Origin of the sequence: Fredinandcohnia onubensis (genome assembly GCF_002734285.1) — a bacterium.
Classification (GTDB): Bacteria; Bacillota; Bacilli; order Bacillales; family Bacillaceae_L; genus Ferdinandcohnia; species Ferdinandcohnia onubensis_A.
Map to the genome: position 1 here is coordinate 43,506 of NZ_NSEA01000014.1, position 21,263 is coordinate 64,768.

At 36.8% G+C, this 21,263-nt stretch carries 18 protein-coding genes, 1 tRNA gene and 1 riboswitch; of the genes, 11 read left to right on the forward strand and 8 right to left on the reverse strand.

The features are described 5' to 3' along the window. Positions 1-20: 20 nt before the first annotated feature. Positions 21-1,853, forward strand: a complete 1,833-nt coding sequence (locus CKJ95_RS14325) for a DNA ligase D (protein ID WP_257215806.1) — start codon at positions 21-23, stop codon at positions 1,851-1,853. 444 nt (positions 1,854-2,297) lie between these two features. Here the strand turns inward: CKJ95_RS14325 and CKJ95_RS14330 are convergent, their stop codons facing one another. The 4 genes from CKJ95_RS14330 to proV all read right to left on the reverse strand — a co-directional run bounded on the left by CKJ95_RS14330 (position 2,298) and on the right by proV (position 8,493). Beyond that, positions 2,298-5,366: an efflux RND transporter permease subunit gene (locus tag CKJ95_RS14330; RefSeq protein ID WP_099354126.1), complete on the reverse strand. Its 3,069-nt coding sequence runs from the start codon at positions 5,364-5,366 to the stop codon at positions 2,298-2,300. A gap of 126 nt (positions 5,367-5,492) precedes the next feature. Continuing rightward, positions 5,493-6,395, reverse strand: a complete 903-nt coding sequence (locus CKJ95_RS14335; RefSeq protein WP_099354127.1) for a glycine betaine ABC transporter substrate-binding protein — start codon at positions 6,393-6,395, stop codon at positions 5,493-5,495. Continuing rightward, the gene (locus tag CKJ95_RS14340) at positions 6,395-7,243 is read right to left on the reverse strand and encodes an ABC transporter permease (RefSeq protein ID WP_099354128.1); all 849 of its coding nucleotides are present in this window, start codon (positions 7,241-7,243) and stop codon (positions 6,395-6,397) included. The genes CKJ95_RS14335 and CKJ95_RS14340 overlap by 1 nt, the downstream gene beginning before the upstream one ends. Beyond that, entirely contained in the window at positions 7,243-8,493 is a 1,251-nt protein-coding gene (gene proV / locus CKJ95_RS14345) for a glycine betaine/L-proline ABC transporter ATP-binding protein ProV (RefSeq protein ID WP_099354129.1), read from the reverse strand. The genes CKJ95_RS14340 and proV overlap by 1 nt, the downstream gene beginning before the upstream one ends. A gap of 331 nt (positions 8,494-8,824) precedes the next feature. On the opposite strand from proV, the gene cudC reads away from it, so the two are divergent. Beyond that, positions 8,825-9,355, forward strand: coding sequence for a choline uptake/conversion transcriptional regulator CudC (gene cudC, locus CKJ95_RS14350; RefSeq protein WP_099354130.1), 531 nt, complete (start codon positions 8,825-8,827; stop codon positions 9,353-9,355). Between the two features lie 105 nt (positions 9,356-9,460). Beyond that, a complete protein-coding gene (locus CKJ95_RS23430; protein ID WP_180271521.1) occupies positions 9,461-9,625 on the forward strand; it encodes a hypothetical protein in 165 nt (54 codons plus the stop codon). Positions 9,626-9,804: 179 nt separating this feature from the next. Here the strand turns inward: CKJ95_RS23430 and CKJ95_RS14355 are convergent, their stop codons facing one another. Together CKJ95_RS14355 and CKJ95_RS14360 are read right to left on the reverse strand one after the other, a co-directional pair. Next, complete coding sequence (locus tag CKJ95_RS14355) at positions 9,805-11,064, reverse strand: helix-turn-helix transcriptional regulator (RefSeq protein WP_099354131.1); 1,260 nt, start codon at positions 11,062-11,064, stop codon at positions 9,805-9,807. 258 nt (positions 11,065-11,322) lie between these two features. Then, positions 11,323-11,820 (reverse strand): PTS sugar transporter subunit IIA, encoded by a 498-nt coding sequence (locus CKJ95_RS14360; RefSeq protein WP_099354132.1) that lies wholly within the window; start codon positions 11,818-11,820, stop codon positions 11,323-11,325. Positions 11,821-12,027: 207 nt separating this feature from the next. On the opposite strand from CKJ95_RS14360, the gene CKJ95_RS14365 reads away from it, so the two are divergent. The 3 genes from CKJ95_RS14365 to sstT all read left to right on the forward strand — a co-directional run bounded on the left by CKJ95_RS14365 (position 12,028) and on the right by sstT (position 15,608). Beyond that, positions 12,028-13,290, forward strand: a complete 1,263-nt coding sequence (locus CKJ95_RS14365) for an ATP-binding protein (RefSeq protein ID WP_257215807.1) — start codon at positions 12,028-12,030, stop codon at positions 13,288-13,290. 18 nt (positions 13,291-13,308) lie between these two features. Beyond that, on the forward strand, positions 13,309-13,986 hold the full coding sequence (locus CKJ95_RS14370; protein ID WP_099354133.1) for an SOS response-associated peptidase: 678 nt from the start codon (positions 13,309-13,311) through the stop codon (positions 13,984-13,986). A 386-nt stretch (positions 13,987-14,372) separates the two neighbouring features. Next, entirely contained in the window at positions 14,373-15,608 is a 1,236-nt protein-coding gene (sstT, locus tag CKJ95_RS14375; protein WP_099354134.1) for a serine/threonine transporter SstT, read from the forward strand. Positions 15,609-15,663: 55 nt separating this feature from the next. On the opposite strand, the gene CKJ95_RS14380 is transcribed toward sstT, so the two are convergent. After that, positions 15,664-16,680 (reverse strand): DUF3231 family protein, encoded by a 1,017-nt coding sequence (locus tag CKJ95_RS14380; RefSeq protein WP_099354135.1) that lies wholly within the window; start codon positions 16,678-16,680, stop codon positions 15,664-15,666. 133 nt (positions 16,681-16,813) lie between these two features. After that, a tRNA-Val gene (locus tag CKJ95_RS14385) sits at positions 16,814-16,886 on the reverse strand. A 215-nt stretch (positions 16,887-17,101) separates the two neighbouring features. Beyond that, positions 17,102-17,251, forward strand: a riboswitch (cyclic di-AMP (ydaO/yuaA leader). Between the two features lie 138 nt (positions 17,252-17,389). On the opposite strand from CKJ95_RS14385, the gene CKJ95_RS14390 reads away from it, so the two are divergent. The 5 genes from CKJ95_RS14390 to CKJ95_RS14410 all read left to right on the forward strand — a co-directional run bounded on the left by CKJ95_RS14390 (position 17,390) and on the right by CKJ95_RS14410 (position 21,263). Next, positions 17,390-18,619, forward strand: coding sequence for a dicarboxylate/amino acid:cation symporter (locus CKJ95_RS14390; protein WP_099354136.1), 1,230 nt, complete (start codon positions 17,390-17,392; stop codon positions 18,617-18,619). Positions 18,620-18,724: 105 nt separating this feature from the next. Further along, positions 18,725-19,450 carry an alpha/beta hydrolase gene (locus CKJ95_RS14395; RefSeq protein ID WP_099354137.1) on the forward strand — a complete coding sequence of 242 codons (726 nt, stop codon included), beginning with the start codon at positions 18,725-18,727 and terminating at the stop codon, positions 19,448-19,450. Between the two features lie 115 nt (positions 19,451-19,565). Beyond that, on the forward strand, positions 19,566-20,081 hold the full coding sequence (locus CKJ95_RS14400; RefSeq protein ID WP_099354138.1) for a YjcG family protein: 516 nt from the start codon (positions 19,566-19,568) through the stop codon (positions 20,079-20,081). A gap of 7 nt (positions 20,082-20,088) precedes the next feature. Beyond that, positions 20,089-20,511, forward strand: coding sequence for a GNAT family N-acetyltransferase (locus CKJ95_RS14405; protein WP_099354139.1), 423 nt, complete (start codon positions 20,089-20,091; stop codon positions 20,509-20,511). Positions 20,512-20,588: 77 nt separating this feature from the next. Further along, positions 20,589-21,263 (forward strand): DUF421 domain-containing protein, encoded by a 675-nt coding sequence (locus tag CKJ95_RS14410; RefSeq protein ID WP_099354140.1) that lies wholly within the window; start codon positions 20,589-20,591, stop codon positions 21,261-21,263.

Here is a 21,263-nt window from a genome sequence, read left to right on the forward strand (position 1 = left end):
TTAAATAAAGGAGTGGTATGATGCTGAAACCAATGCTTCCAACCCTTATTTTCGAAGCCCCTACTGGCCAAAACTGGGTATATGAAATTAAATATGATGGTTTCCGAGCGATGCTACATTGGGAAAAAGATCGCATCCAGCTAATCAGTAGGAACGGAAACCTCCTAAATGAACAGTTTCCGGAGATTATTAAGCAATGTGAGTATCTTTCGGATGCAATGATTCCCTACCTGCCACTCATTTTTGATGGAGAACTATGTATTTTAGAATCACCTTATAAAGCTAGTTTTGAATATATTCAGCAACGTGGCAGATTAAGGAGTACTGATAAAATAGCACAAGCATCTGCTTCTAAGCCTGCTCATTATTTGGTATTTGATTTGTTAGAGCTTGGTGGCCATAATCTCAGGACCAACTCATTTCAGGTAAGGAAAGATGAACTCTATAAACTTTTTAGTAAAGCCGAACTCTCCCACACCATTAATCCAAATAGTGACCAACTCATCCAATTAATTAAGTACGAGGAAGACCTAGAGGCGATTTGGAAGAATGCTACTGAACATATAGCTGAAGGGATTATTGCTAAAAAAGTAGATAGCACCTGGGAGGAAGGTAAGCGCACTACTAACTGGTACAAAATTAAAAATTGGCAAGCTGGTGTCTTTTTTATTCTAGGCTACGATAAAAAGAATGCTTTTTTTCATGTCGGAGTTATAAGAAATAAACAAATCTATGAAGCAGGCTTGTTTTCACATGGTCTCTCTCCAGATGAAAGACAAGCACTCCTTCAGGTTATACAAACTAATTCCACCGAAGAAACAACTAGTTTTATAAAAGTAGACCCTGGCATTTGTGTGGAACTTTTTTATCTAGAATTGTATAAAGAGCAATTACGACAGCCTAGCTTCTCCAAGTTCCGGTTTGATGTAGAATGGCAGGATTGCACATGGGAAAAGCTCATAAAAAATGCCCCACTTCTACCTAAAGAAATTGAGATTACCCATCCTGACAAGCCACTTTGGAAAGATAAATCAATAACAAAACTCGATTATATTCAATATTTGGTTGATGTTTCACCCCATATGCTCCCTTTTTTAAAGGACCGTTTGTTAACTGTGATTCGTTATCCACATGGGATGTATGGCGAGTCCTTTTATCAAAAAAACTGCCCGGAGTATGCACCTGATTTTATCCAGACTTCGATGTCAGATGGAATTGAATATATTGTGTGCAATGATTTAAAGACCCTTTCTTGGTTAGGAAATCAACTGAGTTTCGAGTTTCATATCCCGTTTCAAACGATTCACTCAAAAGGACCATCTGAGATTGTTTTTGATTTGGATCCACCATCCCGCGCTGCTTTTCCACTCGCTAAAAAAGCTGCGACCATATTAAAAGAAGTTTTTGACGGACTAAAACTAACATCATTTGTAAAAACTTCCGGAAATAAGGGTTTGCAAATTTATATACCGCTGCCGGAAAACAAGTTCACGTATGAGGATACGAGACAATTTACAGAGTTTATCGCCAATTATTTAATAAACCTTGAGCCTGATCTATTTACTACGGAAAGATTGAAAAAGAATCGGGGAAACCGCATGTATGTAGATTACGTGCAACATGCTGAAGGTAAAACGATTGTAGCACCCTACTCGGTCCGCGGGAATGACGGGGCCTATGTTGCCACCCCCCTTTATTGGGAAGAGATCACGGATGAATTGTCGATTGAAGATTTTCCGCTGGAGACTATCATTGAAAGAATTAATGAAAAAGGCTGCCCCTTTGCGCATTATTTTGATGCGAAAGAAAAACAGCCATTTGAGCCTGTGCTGGAGTTTTTGAGGCAAAGCTAGGGTAGGGTATTTGGTTGGATTGGATTTGGTTGGGGCGCATCTGTTTTGTTGTGTGATGAAGGACATTTGAGTTGTGATTTTTGCTTGAAGTGTCCTTCACTGGGCTTATGAAGTACATTCGAGTCGTGATTCTTGCTTGAAATGTCCTTCATCGGGCTTATGAAGTACATTCGGGTCGTGATTTTTGCTTGAAATGTACTTCATCAAACATATTTAATGTTTGTTTTTCCTTAATTATCCAAAAGTACTATCTTATATACCACTTATCCAATGGCTTTTACCAACATTACCCAATACCCATTCCTAATCAACCACTTTTTCCAACATTACCCAATCCCCCTACCATATCCACCACTTATGCCATCCCTATATCCAAAATCACCCAAAACACCCTTCATATCACTCACAGCCCCCCTTGCCTTCCAATCCTTACCACAACTCCCCCTATTCCCCTCTAGCTCTCTTCCTCGTCTCCTTGTCAAACAAGCTATACACAATTGGAATGATAAATAAAGTTAACAATGTACTACTTATCAAACCACCAATGACTGTAATTCCCATCGGTTGGTTGATTTCGGAGCCCTCACCGATACCAAATGCCAGTGGTAATAGCCCCAAAATAGTTGTGCTTGCTGTCATCATAACGGGTCGGGTTCGATCTTTTACAGCGACAACAATTGCTTCATGTGAACTCATTCCTTCCTCTTTCTTCTTATTTATATAATCAACAATCACAATTGCGTTGTTTACCACAATACCCGCTAGCACGATAATTCCGATGATGGCAGTGATTCCGATTGGAGTGCTAGTTAGATAAAGGCCAATTGCAACCCCAATGACCATTAACGGAACCGTAAACATAATAACAAACGGATATTTTAATGATTCAAACTGTGCTGCCATTACGATATAAATCAATGTAAGTGCGAGCACAAATGCTAGGACCATTTGATCTATAGAGGAATCTAAAAGTTCCTTATCACCACTGTAGACGATGTCTGTTTCATCAGAAAGTTCAAGGTCTGTTACTACTTCATCCACTTTTTTCGAAATTGCACCAAGATTCGTTGTTGTTACGTATTTGACCGTAAATTGTACAGCATGTTGCTGATCAATTCTCCGAACAGTTAGCGGCCCCTCGCCAATTTCAATATCTGCCACTTCCTTTAGAGGCACAAAAGAAGTTGCTTGTGTTTTTAAAAGTAGGTTCCCTAAACCCTCGATATTGTTTGTAAAATCTCGATCATAGCTTACAGTAACCGGATAAATTTGATTCTCTTCATCAGTTAGCTGTAACGCTCTTGTTCCTCTTGTAACATCGTTTACCGTCGATGCGATTTGTACAGGCGCAAGTCCTTCCTCAAACGCTTTTTCTTTATCAATCGTAATTTGAAGTTCCTCAATTGTTTTCGAAACATCTGTTGAAACCTCTGTTACATCTTTCAAATCAACCAACGCTTCTGAAAGCCTTGAAACTGCTTCATTCAGCCTGTTTTTATCTGTATCTTTTACATGAAACTGCAAAGTATTTGGAGTTGAGCCTGATGAGGATTGTAAATTAAATCTTACTTTTGCCTCTGGATGAAGTTCGATAACTGGAGACTCAATTTTCGATTTCGTCTCGTCAACAAACTCAAATGTTGAGCGCTCACGTTCCTCGAACCCAACCATTTTCACATAAATTTCTGCTTCATTTGAACTTCCCCCACCCCTGAAACTTTTCTCCTGGGTAGTGCCTATCAGGCTTACAAATACATCGACGTCAGCTTCTTTTTCTAATTTATTTTCAATCTCACCAACGATTTTTTGTGTTTCATCTAATGGCGTTCCATTTTCAAGCTTTAAATTGATTGTAAAAAAACCTTCATCACTTTTTGGTATGAATTCCGTTCCTACTCTAAACAACCCGAATATACTAGCCGCAAATAACGCAATCGTAAGCAAAAGGACAACGAACCGATGTCCTAGTGACCATCTCGTAGCATTTTCTAAAAAACGCATACCCCATGATGATTGACGTTTTTTCTCAAGGTTTTCATTCGGTTTCTTCAAAAATCGACTGGCTAGCATTGGAACAACTGTTAGTGCCACCACGAGAGATGCAAATAAACTAAACGCAATCGTAACAGCAAATTCAGTAAACAATTCCCCGATTAAACCGGTAATAAAAACAACTGGTAAAAAGACAGCTACCGTCGTTAAAGTCGATGCTATAATCGCCGTTCCAATTTCCTTTGTTCCGTCTGCAGCAGCTTGTTTTGGTTCTTTCCCCATTGATAAATGACGATAGATATTTTCGATGACGACGATTGAATTATCAACGAGCATCCCAATACCGAGCGCTAATCCACCTAACGTAAGAATATTTAACGAGAAATCTGAAAAATACATAAGCACAAAGGTAACAATGACGGAATATGGAATCGCAATCCCGATAATGAGTGGACTCTTTACACTTCTCAGGAAGAAAAAGAGGACGATCATCGAGAACAGTCCACCTAACAGCAATGTACTTGTAATATTTCCAATGGCGATTTTGACATAATCACCTTGATCAAACAGGACTTCTGCTTGGACATTTTTATATTTTTCCTGAGAAAGCTTCTTCTCTAGTTCTGTTTGGAAGGCTTTTGATACTTGCGCGGTATTTGCGTCTGATTCTTGGAGGACGCTGACTAACATCGCAGGCTCCATATTGGCTCGAGTGATGGTTTTCTGTGATTCGGGCACAATTTTAACTTCAGCAAGGTCTCCAAGAACGACTTCTTCACCAAGGAGTGGGTCAATTGTTATAGAAAGCTCCTCTAAGTCCTCGACAGACTCCAATGTACTAATGACTCTTGTAGTAAGTTCTCTGCCTTCAGATTCAATTGTATTTCCAGGTAATGAGACGGAATTTGCTCTGAGAATGTTTACAATATCAGCCTGGGTCAGAGCGTACTCTTCTAACTGTTCTTGATCAAGTTCAACTTTTATTTCTTCTGTTACAACACCTGACAAATTAACATTTGCAACACCTTCAACTTTATTGAGCTCTGTTGTTAAACCTTCTGCAAGCTGTTGGAGTCCTTTTTCATCCCCTTCCATGCTAAGGGACAATTGAATAATTGGAAACTGAGATGGATCGAATTTTAGAAACCGAGGCGCCTCTGCGTCATCGGTAATTTGTGTTTGATTAATCCTACTTAGAATGTCATTTTCAATATCATCAATGGAGGTTGTCCATGAAAACTGCAGTAAGATTAGAGCAGCCCCCTCCTGAGAAGTGGAGGACATTGTTTTTAAACCGGGCAAGGTTGACAAACTTTGTTCAAGGGGTTTTGTCACTTTTTCAGAAACTTCATTTGGACTTGCACCAAAATAATTGGCAACAACTACACCTACAGGTGGATTGATTTCTGGGATTAATTTAAGTGGGATATTCATTAAAGAAACGAATCCTAGAATAATCACTAAAAACATTGTCACCAACGTAAAAATAGGTCGTTTTATCGAAAATTTGCTTATGTTCATATATAAGTACCTCATTTCGGAAAAAAGTACAACATCATTGACATTATACCCATTAAATAGAAAAAAACTGTACACCCATTATAGAATGTACAGTTTCTTTTTAACTTATCTTTACTTTAATGATACTTATTCTTTTAAGTCTTCGATTGAGTCAATATCCATGTAAGCTGGTACAACTAAACCGATTTTTGTGCCTTCAAGGTTTGAACCTAAATCTTCAAACTGACCATCATATTTCTCTACATAATCAGCATGAGTTACAGGTAACCATCCAGCAACGTGTGCATCAACAGATCCATCAGCTACACCAGTCCACATTGGGCCGGCCTCCACTTGGCTCATTTTCACTTTATAGCCTAAATCTGTTAAAACCTTAGCCACAATATTGGTACTTGCGATTTCACTATCCCACGCAACGTAGGCTAATTTTACCTCTTCGCCATTACCTTCTTCTACACCTTCAGTCCACTCTGCAACTTTATCTGGATTTTCTTCAATCCATTTTGCAGCGGCCTCTTCAGGCTTTGTTCCTTCTTTAATATCTACCATTACACTTCCCATATCATCTGACGTCCAATTGAATTGGTCTAATAACGTATGAACAGCTGGTAGATCTTCTTTTAAACCATTTCGTGCAATCGTATGGATGTTTTCTTCTCCACCATATACTCCTTTAGGATCCTCAAGATATTTAAGATCGAAAGCTGAGAATTTCCAGTGTGGCGTCCAACCAGTGATGATAATAGGTTCTTCTTTGTCATACGCCTTTTTAAGTGATGCTGTCATCGCTGCACCAGAGCCTTCTACTAAAGTCCAATCCTCTAGACCGTATTCTTCAATCGCCGAAGCAGTTGCCTTCATGATTCCTGCACCTGGATCGATTCCAACAATCTCATAATCTACACTTTCTCCTACAGATGCTGTAGAAGTAGATGTAGTTCCTGCCTCATCAGAATTGCCGCCACCACATGCAGCAAGTCCTAGAGTAAATCCAATTGCTAATGATGTTTTGACTACTTTTTTTAACATTAAGCAGTTCCCCCTTGTTTAGTTTTTCCTATATTTTGAGTAATCCGGTCTAAGATGATTGCCACAATAACAATCGCTAGACCAGCTTCAAAACCAGTTCCTGTTTGCAGCTGTGTAACAGCTCTGTATACATCTGCTCCTAATCCTGGTGCACCTACCATTGAGGCAATTACAACCATGGATAAAGCAAGCATGATACTTTGGTTAATTCCAGCCATAATTGTAGGCATAGCTAGTGGAATTTGAACTTTTACTAATCTTTGTTTTGTTGTAGATCCAAAGGCTTCAGTTGCCTCGATTAAGTCCTGTGGAACTTGGGTAATTCCAAGTATCGTTAGTCGGATCGTTGGTGGCATTGCAAAGATAACAGACGCTACAACACCAGGTACAACTCCGATATTAAAGAAAAAGATTGCCGGTAATAAATAAACAAATGCAGGCATTGTTTGCATGAAGTCTAGAATCGGGATTACGATACTTCCCACAGTTTTACTTTGGGAGGCCCATATTCCAAGCGGTATTCCAAGAATGACTGATATCCCAACAGATGTTAATACAAGGGCAATTGTTTGAAGCATATTGTCCCAGTAACCTAAATTATCAATAAGCAACAACCCTATTAACGTAAAAATAGCGATTTTCCAATTACAAATCTTCCAAGCTACTACACCTAAAATAATTGCTAATAGAATAGAAGGAATAAATCCAAGTCCTAAAACAATTCCTTCTACAAATCCTTCAAGTCCTACTGCAATTCCTTCAAATAGAAATTCGAAGTTTGAGACTAACCAGTCTACAAATATATCAATCCAGTCCGCTATTGGCAGCTTTGGTAATAAACCTTCCATTATAAAACCTCCCTTTCATCACTTGAAGGGAGTTGTTCAGTCCCAAAGTCATTAATATATGTGTCATTACCAGCAAGTGCGCCTATCACGGCACCTCGAATGACAATTCCCTTAAGTCGATTTTGTTCATCAACTACGGCCACTGGAATAGTAGCTTGAGAAACATCATCGAATAAATCAACAAGTAATGTACTCGTATCAACCGTTTTAAGATTTGTTTCCATGACATCGGCCAATGTTAAATTTTGCTCGACCGCTTTTGAAGCTTCTACAGCGCTAACAGCACCCACGAGTCTTTTCTGCTTGTCAACAACATAAACAGTCGATAGACCATTATCCTTCATAATTTTAAGAGCAAGTCTAGCTCCTTTATCAACCTGAACGGTTTCCGCTCGTTTGACAATATGGCCAGCAGTAAGTACCTTCGATAAATCAACATCCTCAACAAATCTTTCTACATATTCATTAGATGGATTCATAAGTATTTCTTCAGGGGTTCCGATTTGAACGATGTTTCCGTCCTTCATTAGTGCGATACGGTCACCGATCCTTAAGGCTTCGTCAAGGTCATGAGTAATAAAGACAATTGTTTTTTCCATAGAGCCTTGTAACTCAATCAATTCATCCTGCATATCTTTACGAATTAATGGGTCAAGGGCACTAAATGCTTCGTCCATTAATAAAATATCCGGGTCATTAGCGAGCGCTCTTGCAAGTCCAACACGCTGCTGCATCCCACCACTAAGTTGGTCAGGAAATTGATTTTCATAGCCTTCTAGACCGACTAATTTAAGTGCTTCGAACGCTTTTTGTGAACGTTCTTGCTTTGCTACACCTTGAATTTCTAGTCCGTATTCCGTATTCTGAAGAACCGTTTTGTGTGGGAATAATGCGAAGCGCTGAAACACCATGCTCATTTTTTTCCTACGAACTTCTCGAATTTCTTCTTTATTCATGGTTACGACGTCTTTACCATCAATTAAAACTTGACCAGAAGTTGGTTCTATTAATCTATTTAAAAGACGAACTAAGGTAGACTTCCCACTTCCAGATAAACCCATAATGACAAAAATTTCTCCGGGATATACCTCAAAACTTGCTTGATTTACACCGACAGTTGATCCAGTGCTTTTTAAAATTTCTTGCTTTGTTTTTCCTTCTTTTAAAAGTTGAATAGCTTTTTTAGACGATCGCCCAAAAATTTTCGTTACACTAGAAACCTTTATTTTTGCTTGTTTCTCACTTTCCATTCTGTCACCTCAATTTTTTCTTGGTGTTAATAACCCCGATTTATACTAACAACCTATTTAATATCTAGACCAAACCAACAAATACCATGTAGAAAGTAATTAGTAACTATGACCTATTAATTGTATAAATAATTATTATAATTCTCAAAAGGGATATAACGGGATATTAAGCCGTAAAGTTTGTAAAGTAAAAACTGTACGTACTTTACATTCCAGATACATAGAATTCCTCCAATATCCTCCATAATCCTTTCAGCACCTCCCCTTTACATTCAAAGTTCAAATGAGTAGTCTATATATATCAAACCTTTGATGTAGGATGTGAATCTATTTGCAAGGCATAGACAAGCTAGAAAAAGCCCGAGAACGTGTGATTGATGCGATTGCTCAAAATATGAATTTATATGGAGTAACACCTTCAGTTGGAAGACTTTGGGGTCTCATGTATTTTCATGACGAACCGATGACGCTGGATGATATGAAACAAGAGCTAGGAATGAGTAAAACAAGTATGAGCACTTCCGTACGTAACTTAGTGGATTTGAAAATGGTTGATAAGGTATGGAAAAAAGGGATTCGAAAAGACCTTTATGAGGTTGAAGAAGATTGGTATCAAACCTTTATTGACTTTTTTACGATAAAATGGAGGAGTGGCATTTCCATGAATGTAAGTGCCATTCAGAAATCTTTAGCTGATCTAAAGGAACTCTTAGAGGACGAACAAATTAGCGAAGAAGTTAAAGTTGAAGCAGGGAACGATATTGCAAAGTTGAACAATGCGTTAGAATATTATTTTTGGCTTAACCGGTTAGTAGATAGCTTTGAAACACATGAAATCTTTAAATATGTTCCAAAAGAGTAACGTTTATGAACGTTGCTTTTTTTATTTTAAAAACAGATTACGATTCGTGTGTATCCTTCATCTCTTTTATACGTTTTTCATACGCTACTGTATGGGGGTGAGAAAATGCCATTATGGGGCTGGATGTTAGTCTTTTTTGGAGGGTTACTCCTTGTTGGTTTTGTCGCAGACCTTATTTCCAAAAAGAAACGTTCTACCGACTCCCGTAGCATTCAAAATCAAGTCGATGAAGTAAAAAACAACCAAACAGATTATCATAATTTTCTATAGAAATAAAGAAAGCAGCCCTAATTTTATCGGGCTGCTTTCTACATTATACCTGTACTTCTTGTGAATCAGGGTAGTCATTGTCCACCCATGCAACACCTTCATTTAATTGGTAACCTGCGATTGTCACAAGCCCAAGCATGAATAGTAGCATTAGTTTTTTCATCTTTCCATCATCTCCTTTATTGATTTATATGACTATGTTTTTTCAAAGATGAAATTACCTTTGAAAAATAATAGCTTGCTAGCTTATATTTATGATTTTCTTGATAGATTTTTCCAAGTTCCTCTGCATAAAAGGCTACGTGAAGATGATGTTCAATGCCTTCAAAATAAGGCAATGCATCCTTTTCAATAAATCTCATTAATTGATCAGATTTATTCAGCAAATAGTCATAATAGATAAAATGAATCTTAAATTCAGGATACCCCTGGTGATTCTCAACTAAAGCAAAACCTTCTTCGAGCCATTTTTTGCAACCTTCATGGTCACCTATTTTATAATTTTCTTCAATTAAACCGTGAATCGACCGTAAACGCCCGATGACCATATGTTCTTCTTTATGCTCAAGGCTATTTACAAATTGCTTAATGGCTTTATTGGATTTACCTAATTTTGAATAAAGGACACCTTGGTTATGATAAATCAAACCTAGTAATGACGGGTCTTTTATCCCCTCTGCTACCTTAGTTGCTAGCAAATAATTCTCTTCCGCCATTTCGAATTCGTTAATTTTTTCATAACAAATCCCTAATAAAATTTGACACTCGGCACTCCTTTTTAAATCGTAAAGAGATTGATAGATTGCCAATGCCTTCTGTATATACACGATACTTAAGGCTAATTTCCCCATCCGGTTATTATTTAGCCCCTTATAATAATACAAATCAGCCGTTTCCCAGCTTTCAAAGTGGACACTGCTCGTTAAGATCTCTTCTGCAACTTTAAAATGCTCCATTGCAACAGAAAACTGGCTCTTCAAATAATAAAACTGACCAACAAATTTTTCGTAAAAATAGTTCATGCGTAGTTCAAAAATATCTTTATATAAGTCAATTTTCTTGATATGTTGTTCAGCCTTGTCTAATTGGTTTGTAAAAATTAGATACCTAAGTTCAAAAAGAACGAAGAAAATGGCAACCCGTGAATCATTTGTATTCTTACACTCATAAGAATCATAAAATGAAACCGCCTGCTCCCTTTTTCGAGAAACCATTAGGTGGTACCAATCATAAAGCTCCTTTAATTGGGCATATTCTTCACTTTCAATCAACTTGATTCCTAATCGATCACATAATAATTCAAGTACCTCTAAGCTTGCAGAGGTTTGGTTATTTTCAATTTTTGAAAGATAAGAAATTGAGATAATCTCTTGTGCCAATTCTTCTTGTGTCATATTGTTTTGAATTCTAAAGAAACGTATTCTGCTTCCTATCTCCATCTTTCATACCCTCTCATTGACTACTTATATATTGTTTCTAGAAAATTGGTAAAAATCCTCTTTTAATAAATAGGGCAAAAGACTCATTTTTTCAGACCCGCACCTTGTAGGTCACAAGGACGTTGCCACAGTGAGTGGCTTTCTATCTTTTATTTAATTCATTAAAATCCTATGCTCAGTTCTAATTTATATGTAAAAACATGTTCAAATACACAATAAGTACTATAAAAAAAAAACGGTCCAGATAGGACCGCAAGCTTACTTTTTCTTCACTTTTGCAAGTTCTGTTGAACCCGCTGTTGCCTGGCCACTTCCAATTATCTCAAACGTTTCAACTGCATCAAAATTAGTGATGACAACTGGTGTAATTGTACTCGCTGCCTTCTCTCTTATTAAATCTAAATCAAAGGTTACGAGATCGGTTCCAACCTCAACTTTATCCCCTTCTTTTACATGTGTAGTGAAGCCCTCTCCCTTCATGTTCACTGTTTCAAGGCCTATATGTATAAGAAGTTCTAAACCTATTTCAGTCTTAATTCCAATTGCGTGTTTAGTTGGGAAGACCTGAATAATTTCACCTTTCACAGGCGAAACAATTTTCCCTTCAGATGGATCAATCGCAAGGCCATCGCCCATCATTTTTTGAGAAAAGACAGGATCTGGTACCTCTTCTAGGGCAAGAATTTTTCCATTTGCAGGAGCCACTAACACTTCCTCAGTTTTTTTATCTTTACTTCCAAATAATTTTTTAAACATAATGAGCCTCCAATATTAAAGATATGTTTAGTTGTATCATACCCATATTAAGAAAAAAAGAATTATGATTGGGTTAAATAGCATATTTCATTTTGTCAAAATATGTTCGAGTACGCAAGTAATATAGAAGGATTATCGGTGAATATGTCGAATTTCTAACAAAAGACAGTATTCGAAAAATTAAATCAAGAGGGGGTGTCACAAAAGTTGTTAGAGCATATTGGACATGTTCTTTATCATGTACTTATCGTTATTTTTCCTATTCTTATCTATTATTTACTTACTATTCAGGATAATCGTTCTTCACCAAAGCCCCACCGAAATAAACTGCTTGGAATGATTATCATTATGCTTCTATTAACCATCACTTTCCCTGTAGCATACGCGAATGGATTTGCTTATGATTTTAGGATTATCCCTATTTTTGTTGCATTTCTTTATACTGGATTTTTCCAGGGAATTGCTGTTATTTTGATTATGCTAGGCTATTTACTTCTACTCGGAGATACTAAGGTTATCTTTTCGATTGTCAATTATGCCATTATTATAGCCATATTTTATTTTCTTTTTAAAAAATATCATTCCCTTCTATTAAATAAGAAGCTGATAGTTCTTTCTATCATTTATAGTTTTATCGTTATTACAAGAGCGATCGTCATAGTAAAGTCTAATCAAATTGATCAACTACTAGTTATGATTCTTTTTTCAATAGTTACGTGGATTACCCTCTTACTTGTAATTCTAATTATTGAAAACTTAAAGCAACAAATCCTCTTGCAACGGGAACTAAGACGTTCTGAAAAAATGAATGTAGTAAGCCAACTAGCAGCCTCCGTTGCCCATGAGGTTCGTAATCCACTAACTACGGTAAATGGATTTTTACAGTTAATTATTCGGGATGATAATATTACTGATAAACAGCGAAATTATATCGACATTACTCTTTCTGAATTAAATCGTGCACAATCGATCATTAATGATTATTTATCACTCGCTAAGCCAAATAATAGTAATACTCAATTGGTAAACATCAGCGAGGAACTATCAAAAACGGTTGAACTTATGACATCCTATACAAATATTCAAAGCATTGAGGTTGAAACCTTCATTGAAGACTCGCTTTACATTAATGGGAATAAGGATGAAATCAAACAAGTCTTGATAAATATTATTAAAAATGCAATAGAAGCAATTGGAAATGATGGCTTATTGCAAATAAATGCCTTTGCAAAAGACCAAGACATTATTGTAAAAATCACCGACAATGGTCCTGGTATGACAAAAGAACAGCTTTCAAAAATTGGTACACCTTTTTATTCAACAAAAGATAAAGGAACCGGCGTAGGGCTTACCATTTGTTTTCAAATCATTGATCAATTAAAAGGGTCAATCGATGTTGAAAGTACGGTTGGGAAAGGTACCTCTTTTCTAATCAAGTTACCAACATCCAAAAATCCTCCTACATTATAAAAAATGAGGTGATCCACAATGTGTGGTCGATTTACTCTTTTTGCAGAGTACGATGAAATTCTTAATCGTTTTGATATTGAAGCTGCAATTGAACAAGATTTATATTTACCAAGCTATAACATTGCCCCTTCCCATTCGGTCCTTTCAGTAATTAATGACGGTACACAAAATCGCTTAGGATATTTACGCTGGGGCTTCGTACCTTCATGGGCAAAGGATGAAAAAGTCGGATATAAAATGATCAATGCACGTGCTGAAACATTGGCTGAAAAACCAAGCTTCAGAAATGCCTTCAAACATAGACGCTGTCTGATTATTGCGGATAGCTTTTATGAATGGAAAAAAAGACCCAACAAAACAAAAACACCGATACGAATAAAATTAAAATCGCAAAATCTATTCGCAATGGCGGGAATCTGGGAACGTTGGAAATCCCCGGAAGGGAATACCTTATTTTCTTGTTCAATTATTACCACAACCCCAAATGAACTAATGAAGGATATTCACGACCGTATGCCAGTTATTTTGAATAAGGAGGACGAACAAGCATGGCTTGATCCTTCTCTAAATGATGTATCAAAGGTTACACATCTACTCAAACCATTGGCAGCTGACAACATGGAGGCATATGAGGTTTCTTCATTAGTAAACTCGCCTCGCAATAACTCACCAAATTTAATTCAAAAAATATGTTAAAGAAAAAACGACTAATTCCTATCATGGATTTGTCGTTTATTTCTTTTTTCCAATCAGTTAGTTTCACGAAAAAACCTCTCTAAACTATTATTTTAGTATACCGAAACACTTGCGAATAAGTGATAGTCATTTTAAATACATTCAGTTCTCAAAATCTTGGTTTCTATGATAAAATAATGCCTATACCTTCGATAGCATTCCCTTTCTGTCAAAAGAGTTCTGTATTTCTTAAATACCAAATTTTTCACCTAATAAATTCATTTCCAGCTTTTAAATTTTATACACAATTGACAATTTTCGTGTTAAACTAACAAATATTATATTATTCTTATAATATTAATTTCATAAAATAATAATGTGGACAACCATGAAAAGGGGGAAAGAAAATGAAAGAAATCTTTTACAAATGGAATCAGATTAGCCTGGTTAAACGTATATTGGGCGGTATTATCGTTGGAATCCTTTTAGCTTTAGTTGTACCAGAAGGAGCAAAATGGGTTAGCATTTTTGGTTCATTATTTGTAGGTGCACTAAAAGCTGTTGCACCGGTATTGGTCTTATTCTTAGTTATTGACGCCATCTCTAAACACAGAAGTGGAACCCAAACAAATATCAAATCGATTATCGGCTTATATGCAATTAGTACATTCTTAGCTGGATTCGTAGCTGTATTAGCAAGTTTTATCTTTCCAGTAAAGTTGTCACTGGTATCGGGTGCAGAAGACCTTTCACCTCCAAGTGGTGTTTTAGAGGTTCTTCAAACATTACTATTTAACATTGTAGATAATCCGATTAATGCCCTAATGAATGCAAACTACATTGGAATTCTTGCTTGGGCAGTTGTTCTTGGAATTGCATTAAAAAATGCAAACGACACAACCAAGACATTAATTTCCAACGTTAGTGATGCAATCGCTACAGTCGTAAAATGGGTGATCAGCCTAGCTCCAATTGGTATTATGGGCCTAGTGTTCGATGCATTTGTGACAAATGGACTTTCTGCATTGATGGAATATGGAAAAATCCTCGGCCTCCTACTTGGCTGTATGTTCTTTATTGCACTAGTTGTAAATCCTTTGATCGTTTACTTTTACATTCGTCAAAATCCATATCCACTTGTTTTTAGATGTTTAAGAGAAAGTGGAATTACAGCATTCTTTACTCGTAGCTCAGCTGCAAATATTCCGGTTAATATGAATCTCTGTGAAAAACTAGAATTAAATAAAGATACTTATTCAATCTCAATCCCATTAGGTGGAACAGTTAACATGGCAGGTGCGGCAGTAACGATTTCTGTTCTCACTCTTGCAGCTGTTCATACACTCGGCATTGAAGTTGATTTTGCAACAGCACTTATTCTTAGCGTACTATCAGCTGTTTCAGCAGCAGGTGCATCAGGTGTTGCTGGAGGATCACTTTTATTAATTCCTTTAGCATCGAGCCTATTTGGAATTCCAAACGATGTTGCTATGCAAGTCGTTGCTGTTGGTTTCATTATTGGGGTCCTACAAGATTCTTGTGAAACTGCTCTTAACTCATCATCGGACGTACTTTTCACAGCAACTGCTGAATACGCTAAGAAGCGTAAAGAAAAGAAGAAGGTTGTAGGTAAATCTGCTTAAATTTAATATCGGACTCTAAAAAAAGACAAAGGGACTTAAATTTCCCTTTGTCTTTTTAACTTTCGGCCTTATTTTTTATCAATTTTTCTCTATCATCTGTTTGTGGAGGCTCCTCCAACCACCCATGTTTAATCATAATATTGGCCCCATCCTCAGCATACAATGAGATTTCTGGAATTAATGAGGCATATTTAAATCCTACATCTCTCCTAGGGCTAGCGGACATGGCCATTCCAAAATTCCCAATACCCGCTGCAATCATTGCTGATACATGAAACATAATAAGCTTATCAGAGAAAACACTTGCATTACTATCCGTAACAGCTGAATCCCAACTCATAGGAGCAGGAAGATCCTCTTTGATTAAAAAGTCGGTAAATAGCTCTATATATTTTTGAGAAAGTTTCTTTCCTCTTATTAAAAATTGTTTAACATCCTTACCTTTTGCGATCTGTGCAAATCCTGTCATTAGTACCTTGCCAATCGCATTGGTTTGTATATTTAAAAATAAATGACTAATTTCGATTGAAGTTAGAGCTCTCTTTTTTCCAACGAATCCAGCTAGAAAGTGCTGTTTCTCTACAAAATCAACCTTGTCAGGAATAGAAATATATGGAGGTCTTACATAAGTCCCTTGTTTTAACATCAATTCACGTGTTTGGTCCTGCAACTCAACCCCTAAATTTAATATCCGCTTATGAAAAGCAACCACATCTGGACGTGTCGCAAGGCCAAGCGCTCCACTACTACCAGCCATTCCTAGAATGGACATTTGTCTTAAATACATTAATACGAAAGTATCAGAAAAAAGTCTTGGAGCCTTCACATTAACATCCTGATCTGTAAATCCTAACGGGATAGGAAAGTCCTCTCTTTCAAAGATATCGCGTGCGATTGCAATATTCTCTTTAGAAGCTTCCAATGTATATTCAATAACTGGACGTACTTCCTCATCCTCGACTTTTTCTAAAAAATATGAGTTTACACACACAGATAACGTATCGTTTATGTATTGTGTCCATAAGCTCGACATTTCCGCAGCAGTTAAACGAATTTTAGATTTATCCTCCATGTAATCAACTGACCTCCTAGTCTAGACCTACCAAGGATAATTTCTCCAAAAAGCGAAAAAATTATAATACTATCCCCCAAAAATTAAAAAAAGTAAAAAAAATAGCACTTGAGTAATCTCAAGTGCTTCGTGATGATTCCGAGAGGGCTCGAACCTCCGACCCCTACCCTGTCAAGGTAGTGCTCTCCCAGCTGAGCTACGGAATCAGTATATGAATAATTCATAATATACATTCGTTTTGAGGGTTTGTCAATTATATTCTAGTAAATTTTATAAAGGTTATTATTTTTATGAGGTTTGATGGTAATTGATGGTCACTTTTTTGCTATGAAAATATTAACATCGTAAAAAATGTAGAAATATGTTAATATTGACATAAATACATTTTATTTGTATAAATATAATATCAAGGCAAAGTACAATTTAATAATCGCTGAATTCCCATTTTGGGAAACGGGGGAACCAAAAACGTGCAAAAGGGCACACGGGGTGAATCCTTTTTTATAAAGGTAGGAGATACTCTTCATCCGAATCCGACAGCTAACCTCGTAAGCATTTGGAGAGAGCATTGTTGCGCAAATTTTTATGATAAGCCACGAGCCACACTCTCGTGGTTTTTTGTGTCTCCAAAAAATGCTATTCACCGCATTACACATCACCCTTTTGCTGCCCAAATTTACACTCGAATACATCTTAGAGGAGGTTTTTTATGTCATTAACTAAAAAGATTTTATTAGGTTTAGGTCTTGGTGCACTTGTAGGTCTTATCTTAAACGTAACGTCGCCTTCTATTTTTGAACTTGCGAATACTTGGATATTCGTGCCGCTTGGTCAAATTTTCTTGAATTTAATTAAAATGCTTGTTGTTCCGATTGTCTTAGTTTCTATTACTCTAGGAGTTACAGGCCTTGGTGATCCAAAGAAGCTTGGAAGAATTGGTGCCAAAACGATAACTTATTTTTTAGCCACAACAACGATAGCGATTACAATTGCGATCGCTCTTGCTTCCATTTTCAAGCCTGGCGCTGGTGGAGCCTTTGATACGGAAGGGGCTACTTATGAAGGGGCAACTGATGCTCCTCCATTTATGGAAACCTTAATTGGTATTATCCCGACAAATCCATTCACGTCAATGACAGATGGAAATATGCTTCAAATTATTGCATTTGCTATTTTTATAGGTTTTGCACTAACCGTGTTAGGCGAAAAAACAAAAGGTATTGTAAATTTATTTGAACAAGCAAATGAAGTGTTAATGTATCTTGTTAATCTTGTAATGAAGACGGCTCCATATGGTACGTTCGGATTAATAGCGACTGCTATTGGTGGCCAAGGGTATGCAGCAATTAAAGCAATGCTCGCTTACTTCTTAATTGTACTTGCCGCTCTACTTATTCACGCAGTTATAACTTATGGTGGTACGATTGCATTATTGGCAAAACGAAACCCCATTGAGTTTTTCAAAGGTTTTGCTCCTGCGATGACGGTTGCTTTTAGTACGTCAAGTAGTAATGCCACTCTTCCTATATCTATGGAAACTGCACAAAAAAATCTAAAGGTTCCTGAACCAATTAGTAGCTTTGTTCAGCCATTAGGTGCAACTATTAATATGGACGGTACAGCGATTATGCAAGGTGTTGCCACCATTTTCATTGCACAGGTATACGGATTTGAACTAACTTTCACTCAAATTATAATTGTTATCCTAACAGCTGTGCTTGCAAGTGTAGGTACCGCTGGTGTTCCTGGTGTTGGTTTAATTATGCTTGCAATGGTACTGAATCAAGTTGGTTTACCACCAGAAGGTATCGGATTAATTATTGGTATTGATCGATTACTTGATATGACACGTACAGCCATCAATATCACAGGTGATGCTGCGTGTGCTGTATATGTTGCAGAATCTGAAAAGAAACATACGGATGAAGCAGCTGCTTAATATGTACCGAAAGCGACAGGGAGTTTTTCCTGTCGCTTTCCTATTTTTCAAGCGTTATAATAATGATGCGGATATACTTGATCGATTGTTTGGAGGTTTAAAAAGATGACGATTAATAAAGGCACTGTTAGGGAAATGACTATACATAGTAAGGTTTTAAATGAAGAATTAGAGCTTATCGTTTATTTGCCAGCTACCTTCTCCCCTCTCTATAAATATAATGTACTCATTGCTCAGGATGGACGCGATTATTTTAATCTGGGCAGGGTTGCGAGAGTCGCTGATAAGCTGTTTGAAACAGGTGAAATAAGCAATACCATAATTGCTGGGGTTCCTTATAAAAGCGTTGCAGACCGTCGTAAGAAATATCACCCCGATGGTGAGCAGCATCATTTGTATAAGCGCTTTTTAGGGGAAGAACTAGTACCATTTCTTGATCAGGAGTTCCCCACCTATCAAATGGGACAAGGACGTGCATTAATTGGGGATTCACTTGCAGCGACGATATCACTTTTGACAGCACTTGAATACCCTCATACTTTTGGAAAGGTGATCATGCAATCTCCCCTTGTAAATGATCATGTTTTGTTGCAGGTTGAAAGTTTTGCAGAACCCCATCTCCTTGACCTATATCATATAATCGGGACAGGTGAAACCGAAGTAAAAACAACAAATGGTGTTATAGAGGATTTCTTAACACCAAACCGAAAATTACACAAGCTTGTCGCGAGCAAAGGTTTTCCTTATTTTTATGAAGAATTCAATGGTAACCATACATGGAAATATTGGCAGCCTGACTTACCAAGGGCTCTTTCAAAAATGCTCAAATAACCGTTTTTTTATTCTATCATTTTCAAATATTTGTTATAATTATGTTATTATTTTTCGTAATACGACATTAGGTACTTCACGTTTTGAAATTTAAATCTATAGGAGGGCAATAAAAATGAAATATGGCATTGTTATCTTCCCATCCAAAAATCTTCAAGACATCGCAAATTCATATCGTAAACGGTATGACCCGCATTATGCATTAATTCCACCACATATCACGGTAAAAAATGCATTTGAGGCATCCGACCATGAGATTGTGGATATTACGAGGGAGTTATATTCGGTATCAAAACAGGTAGATCCGTTTAAATTAACTGTATTAAAGGTAAGTTCATTTTCTCCTGTTAATAATGTAATTTATTTAAAAGTAGATCCTAATGAAGAATTACAAAAATTACATAATGCACTTCATTCTGGTTATTTTGCAGGAGAACCTGAGTATGCCTTTGTTCCACATATTACAATTGGGCAAAAGCTATCCAGCGATGAGCATTCAGATGTGTATGGTCAATTACGTATGTTAAAAATGGATCACGAAGAGCAAATTGACCGTATCCACCTCCTCTATCAGTTAGAAAATGGTTCTTGGACCGTTTATGAAACATTTCGTTTAGGAAAGGAAAATTGATTACACCATGGAAGCAAGAATTGTAACGAACAACAAAGAAAGAGACGATGCATATACGATTAGAAAAGTGGTCTTCGTCGATGAACAAAATGTACCTCTTGAAGAAGAGATTGATCAATTTGAAGACGAAGCTACACATGTTGTCCTTTATGATCACAATGAACCTGTAGGAGTTGGACGTTTTCGTGTGCTTGACGAATACGGCAAAGTAGAACGTATTTGTGTTCTCGCTTCACACCGAAAGAAAGGTGCTGGGAATATAATTATGCAAAGAATAGAGGACATTGCGAAAGAACGTGGCATTTCAAAATTAAAACTTAATGCACAAACACATGCAGAAAACTTCTACAAAAAGCTAGGTTATGAAACTGTATCGGGTCTTTTTATGGATGCTGGAATACCTCATGTCACAATGGTCAAAGAATTATAGGATGTCTTATAGGACATCCTTTTTTCATGGATAAAAAAGGGTAAACCTGCTCATTCTACCATAGAGGGGTGAGCAACTTGGAATTTTTTAGAATTTCTTTTGATTTAGTGGTTGGTCTTTTAGGATTACTTGTACTTACAAAAACACTAGGAAAAACTCAAATAACTCAAATAACGGCTTTTGATTTTATCTCCGCATTAGTACTTGGCGAATTAGTTGGAAATGCTGTTTTCGACCAGAAAATAGGGGTACTCCAAATTCTTTTTGCTATTACTATTTGGGGAATTTTAATCTATGTGATTGAAATTATTACACAGAAAATTCGAAGGACAAGGCCATTTCTTGAGGGAAAGCCAACAATAATTATCCATAAAGGTAAGTTAATTAAAGAACATATAAAGAAAAATAAGCTAGATATCAATCAATTACAACATCTCCTTCGTTCGAAGGGTGTTTTTTCAATTAGAGAGGCCGAGTATGCGATATTAGAAACAGATGGTTCAATAAGTGTTCTAAAGAAGTCTAAATATGAACCACCTACGCGCCAAGATTATAATATGGCGGAACAGAAGGTTCGTCTCCCTATTACATTAGTAAGTGATGGCATTTTAATTCAAGAAAATCTGAAGGAAAGTGGATTTACTGAGGCATGGCTACATTCGGAATTGAAAAGTAAGGGGATAGCCACATATAAGGATTTACTTTATGCCGAATGGCATGAAGAGGAAGGCTTGTACGTTCAGGAATTTTAA

Coding starts and splice junctions, on each gene's coding strand:
- CKJ95_RS14390 (WP_099354136.1), top strand. CDS start 17,390: ATGTCATTAACTAAAAAGATTTTATTAGGTTTAGGTCTTGGTGCACTT.
- CKJ95_RS14355 (WP_099354131.1), bottom strand. CDS start 11,064: ATGGAGATAGGAAGCAGAATACGTTTCTTTAGAATTCAAAACAATATG.
- CKJ95_RS14340 (WP_099354128.1), bottom strand. CDS start 7,243: ATGGAAGGTTTATTACCAAAGCTGCCAATAGCGGACTGGATTGATATA.
- CKJ95_RS14325 (WP_257215806.1), top strand. CDS start 21: ATGCTGAAACCAATGCTTCCAACCCTTATTTTCGAAGCCCCTACTGGC.
- CKJ95_RS23430 (WP_180271521.1), top strand. CDS start 9,461: ATGCCATTATGGGGCTGGATGTTAGTCTTTTTTGGAGGGTTACTCCTT.
- CKJ95_RS14360 (WP_099354132.1), bottom strand. CDS start 11,820: ATGTTTAAAAAATTATTTGGAAGTAAAGATAAAAAAACTGAGGAAGTG.
- CKJ95_RS14395 (WP_099354137.1), top strand. CDS start 18,725: ATGACGATTAATAAAGGCACTGTTAGGGAAATGACTATACATAGTAAG.
- CKJ95_RS14380 (WP_099354135.1), bottom strand. CDS start 16,680: ATGGAGGATAAATCTAAAATTCGTTTAACTGCTGCGGAAATGTCGAGC.
- CKJ95_RS14330 (WP_099354126.1), bottom strand. CDS start 5,366: ATGAACATAAGCAAATTTTCGATAAAACGACCTATTTTTACGTTGGTG.
- sstT (WP_099354134.1), top strand. CDS start 14,373: ATGAAAGAAATCTTTTACAAATGGAATCAGATTAGCCTGGTTAAACGT.
- CKJ95_RS14335 (WP_099354127.1), bottom strand. CDS start 6,395: ATGTTAAAAAAAGTAGTCAAAACATCATTAGCAATTGGATTTACTCTA.
- CKJ95_RS14370 (WP_099354133.1), top strand. CDS start 13,309: ATGTGTGGTCGATTTACTCTTTTTGCAGAGTACGATGAAATTCTTAAT.
- CKJ95_RS14400 (WP_099354138.1), top strand. CDS start 19,566: ATGAAATATGGCATTGTTATCTTCCCATCCAAAAATCTTCAAGACATC.
- proV (WP_099354129.1), bottom strand. CDS start 8,493: ATGGAAAGTGAGAAACAAGCAAAAATAAAGGTTTCTAGTGTAACGAAA.
- CKJ95_RS14405 (WP_099354139.1), top strand. CDS start 20,089: ATGGAAGCAAGAATTGTAACGAACAACAAAGAAAGAGACGATGCATAT.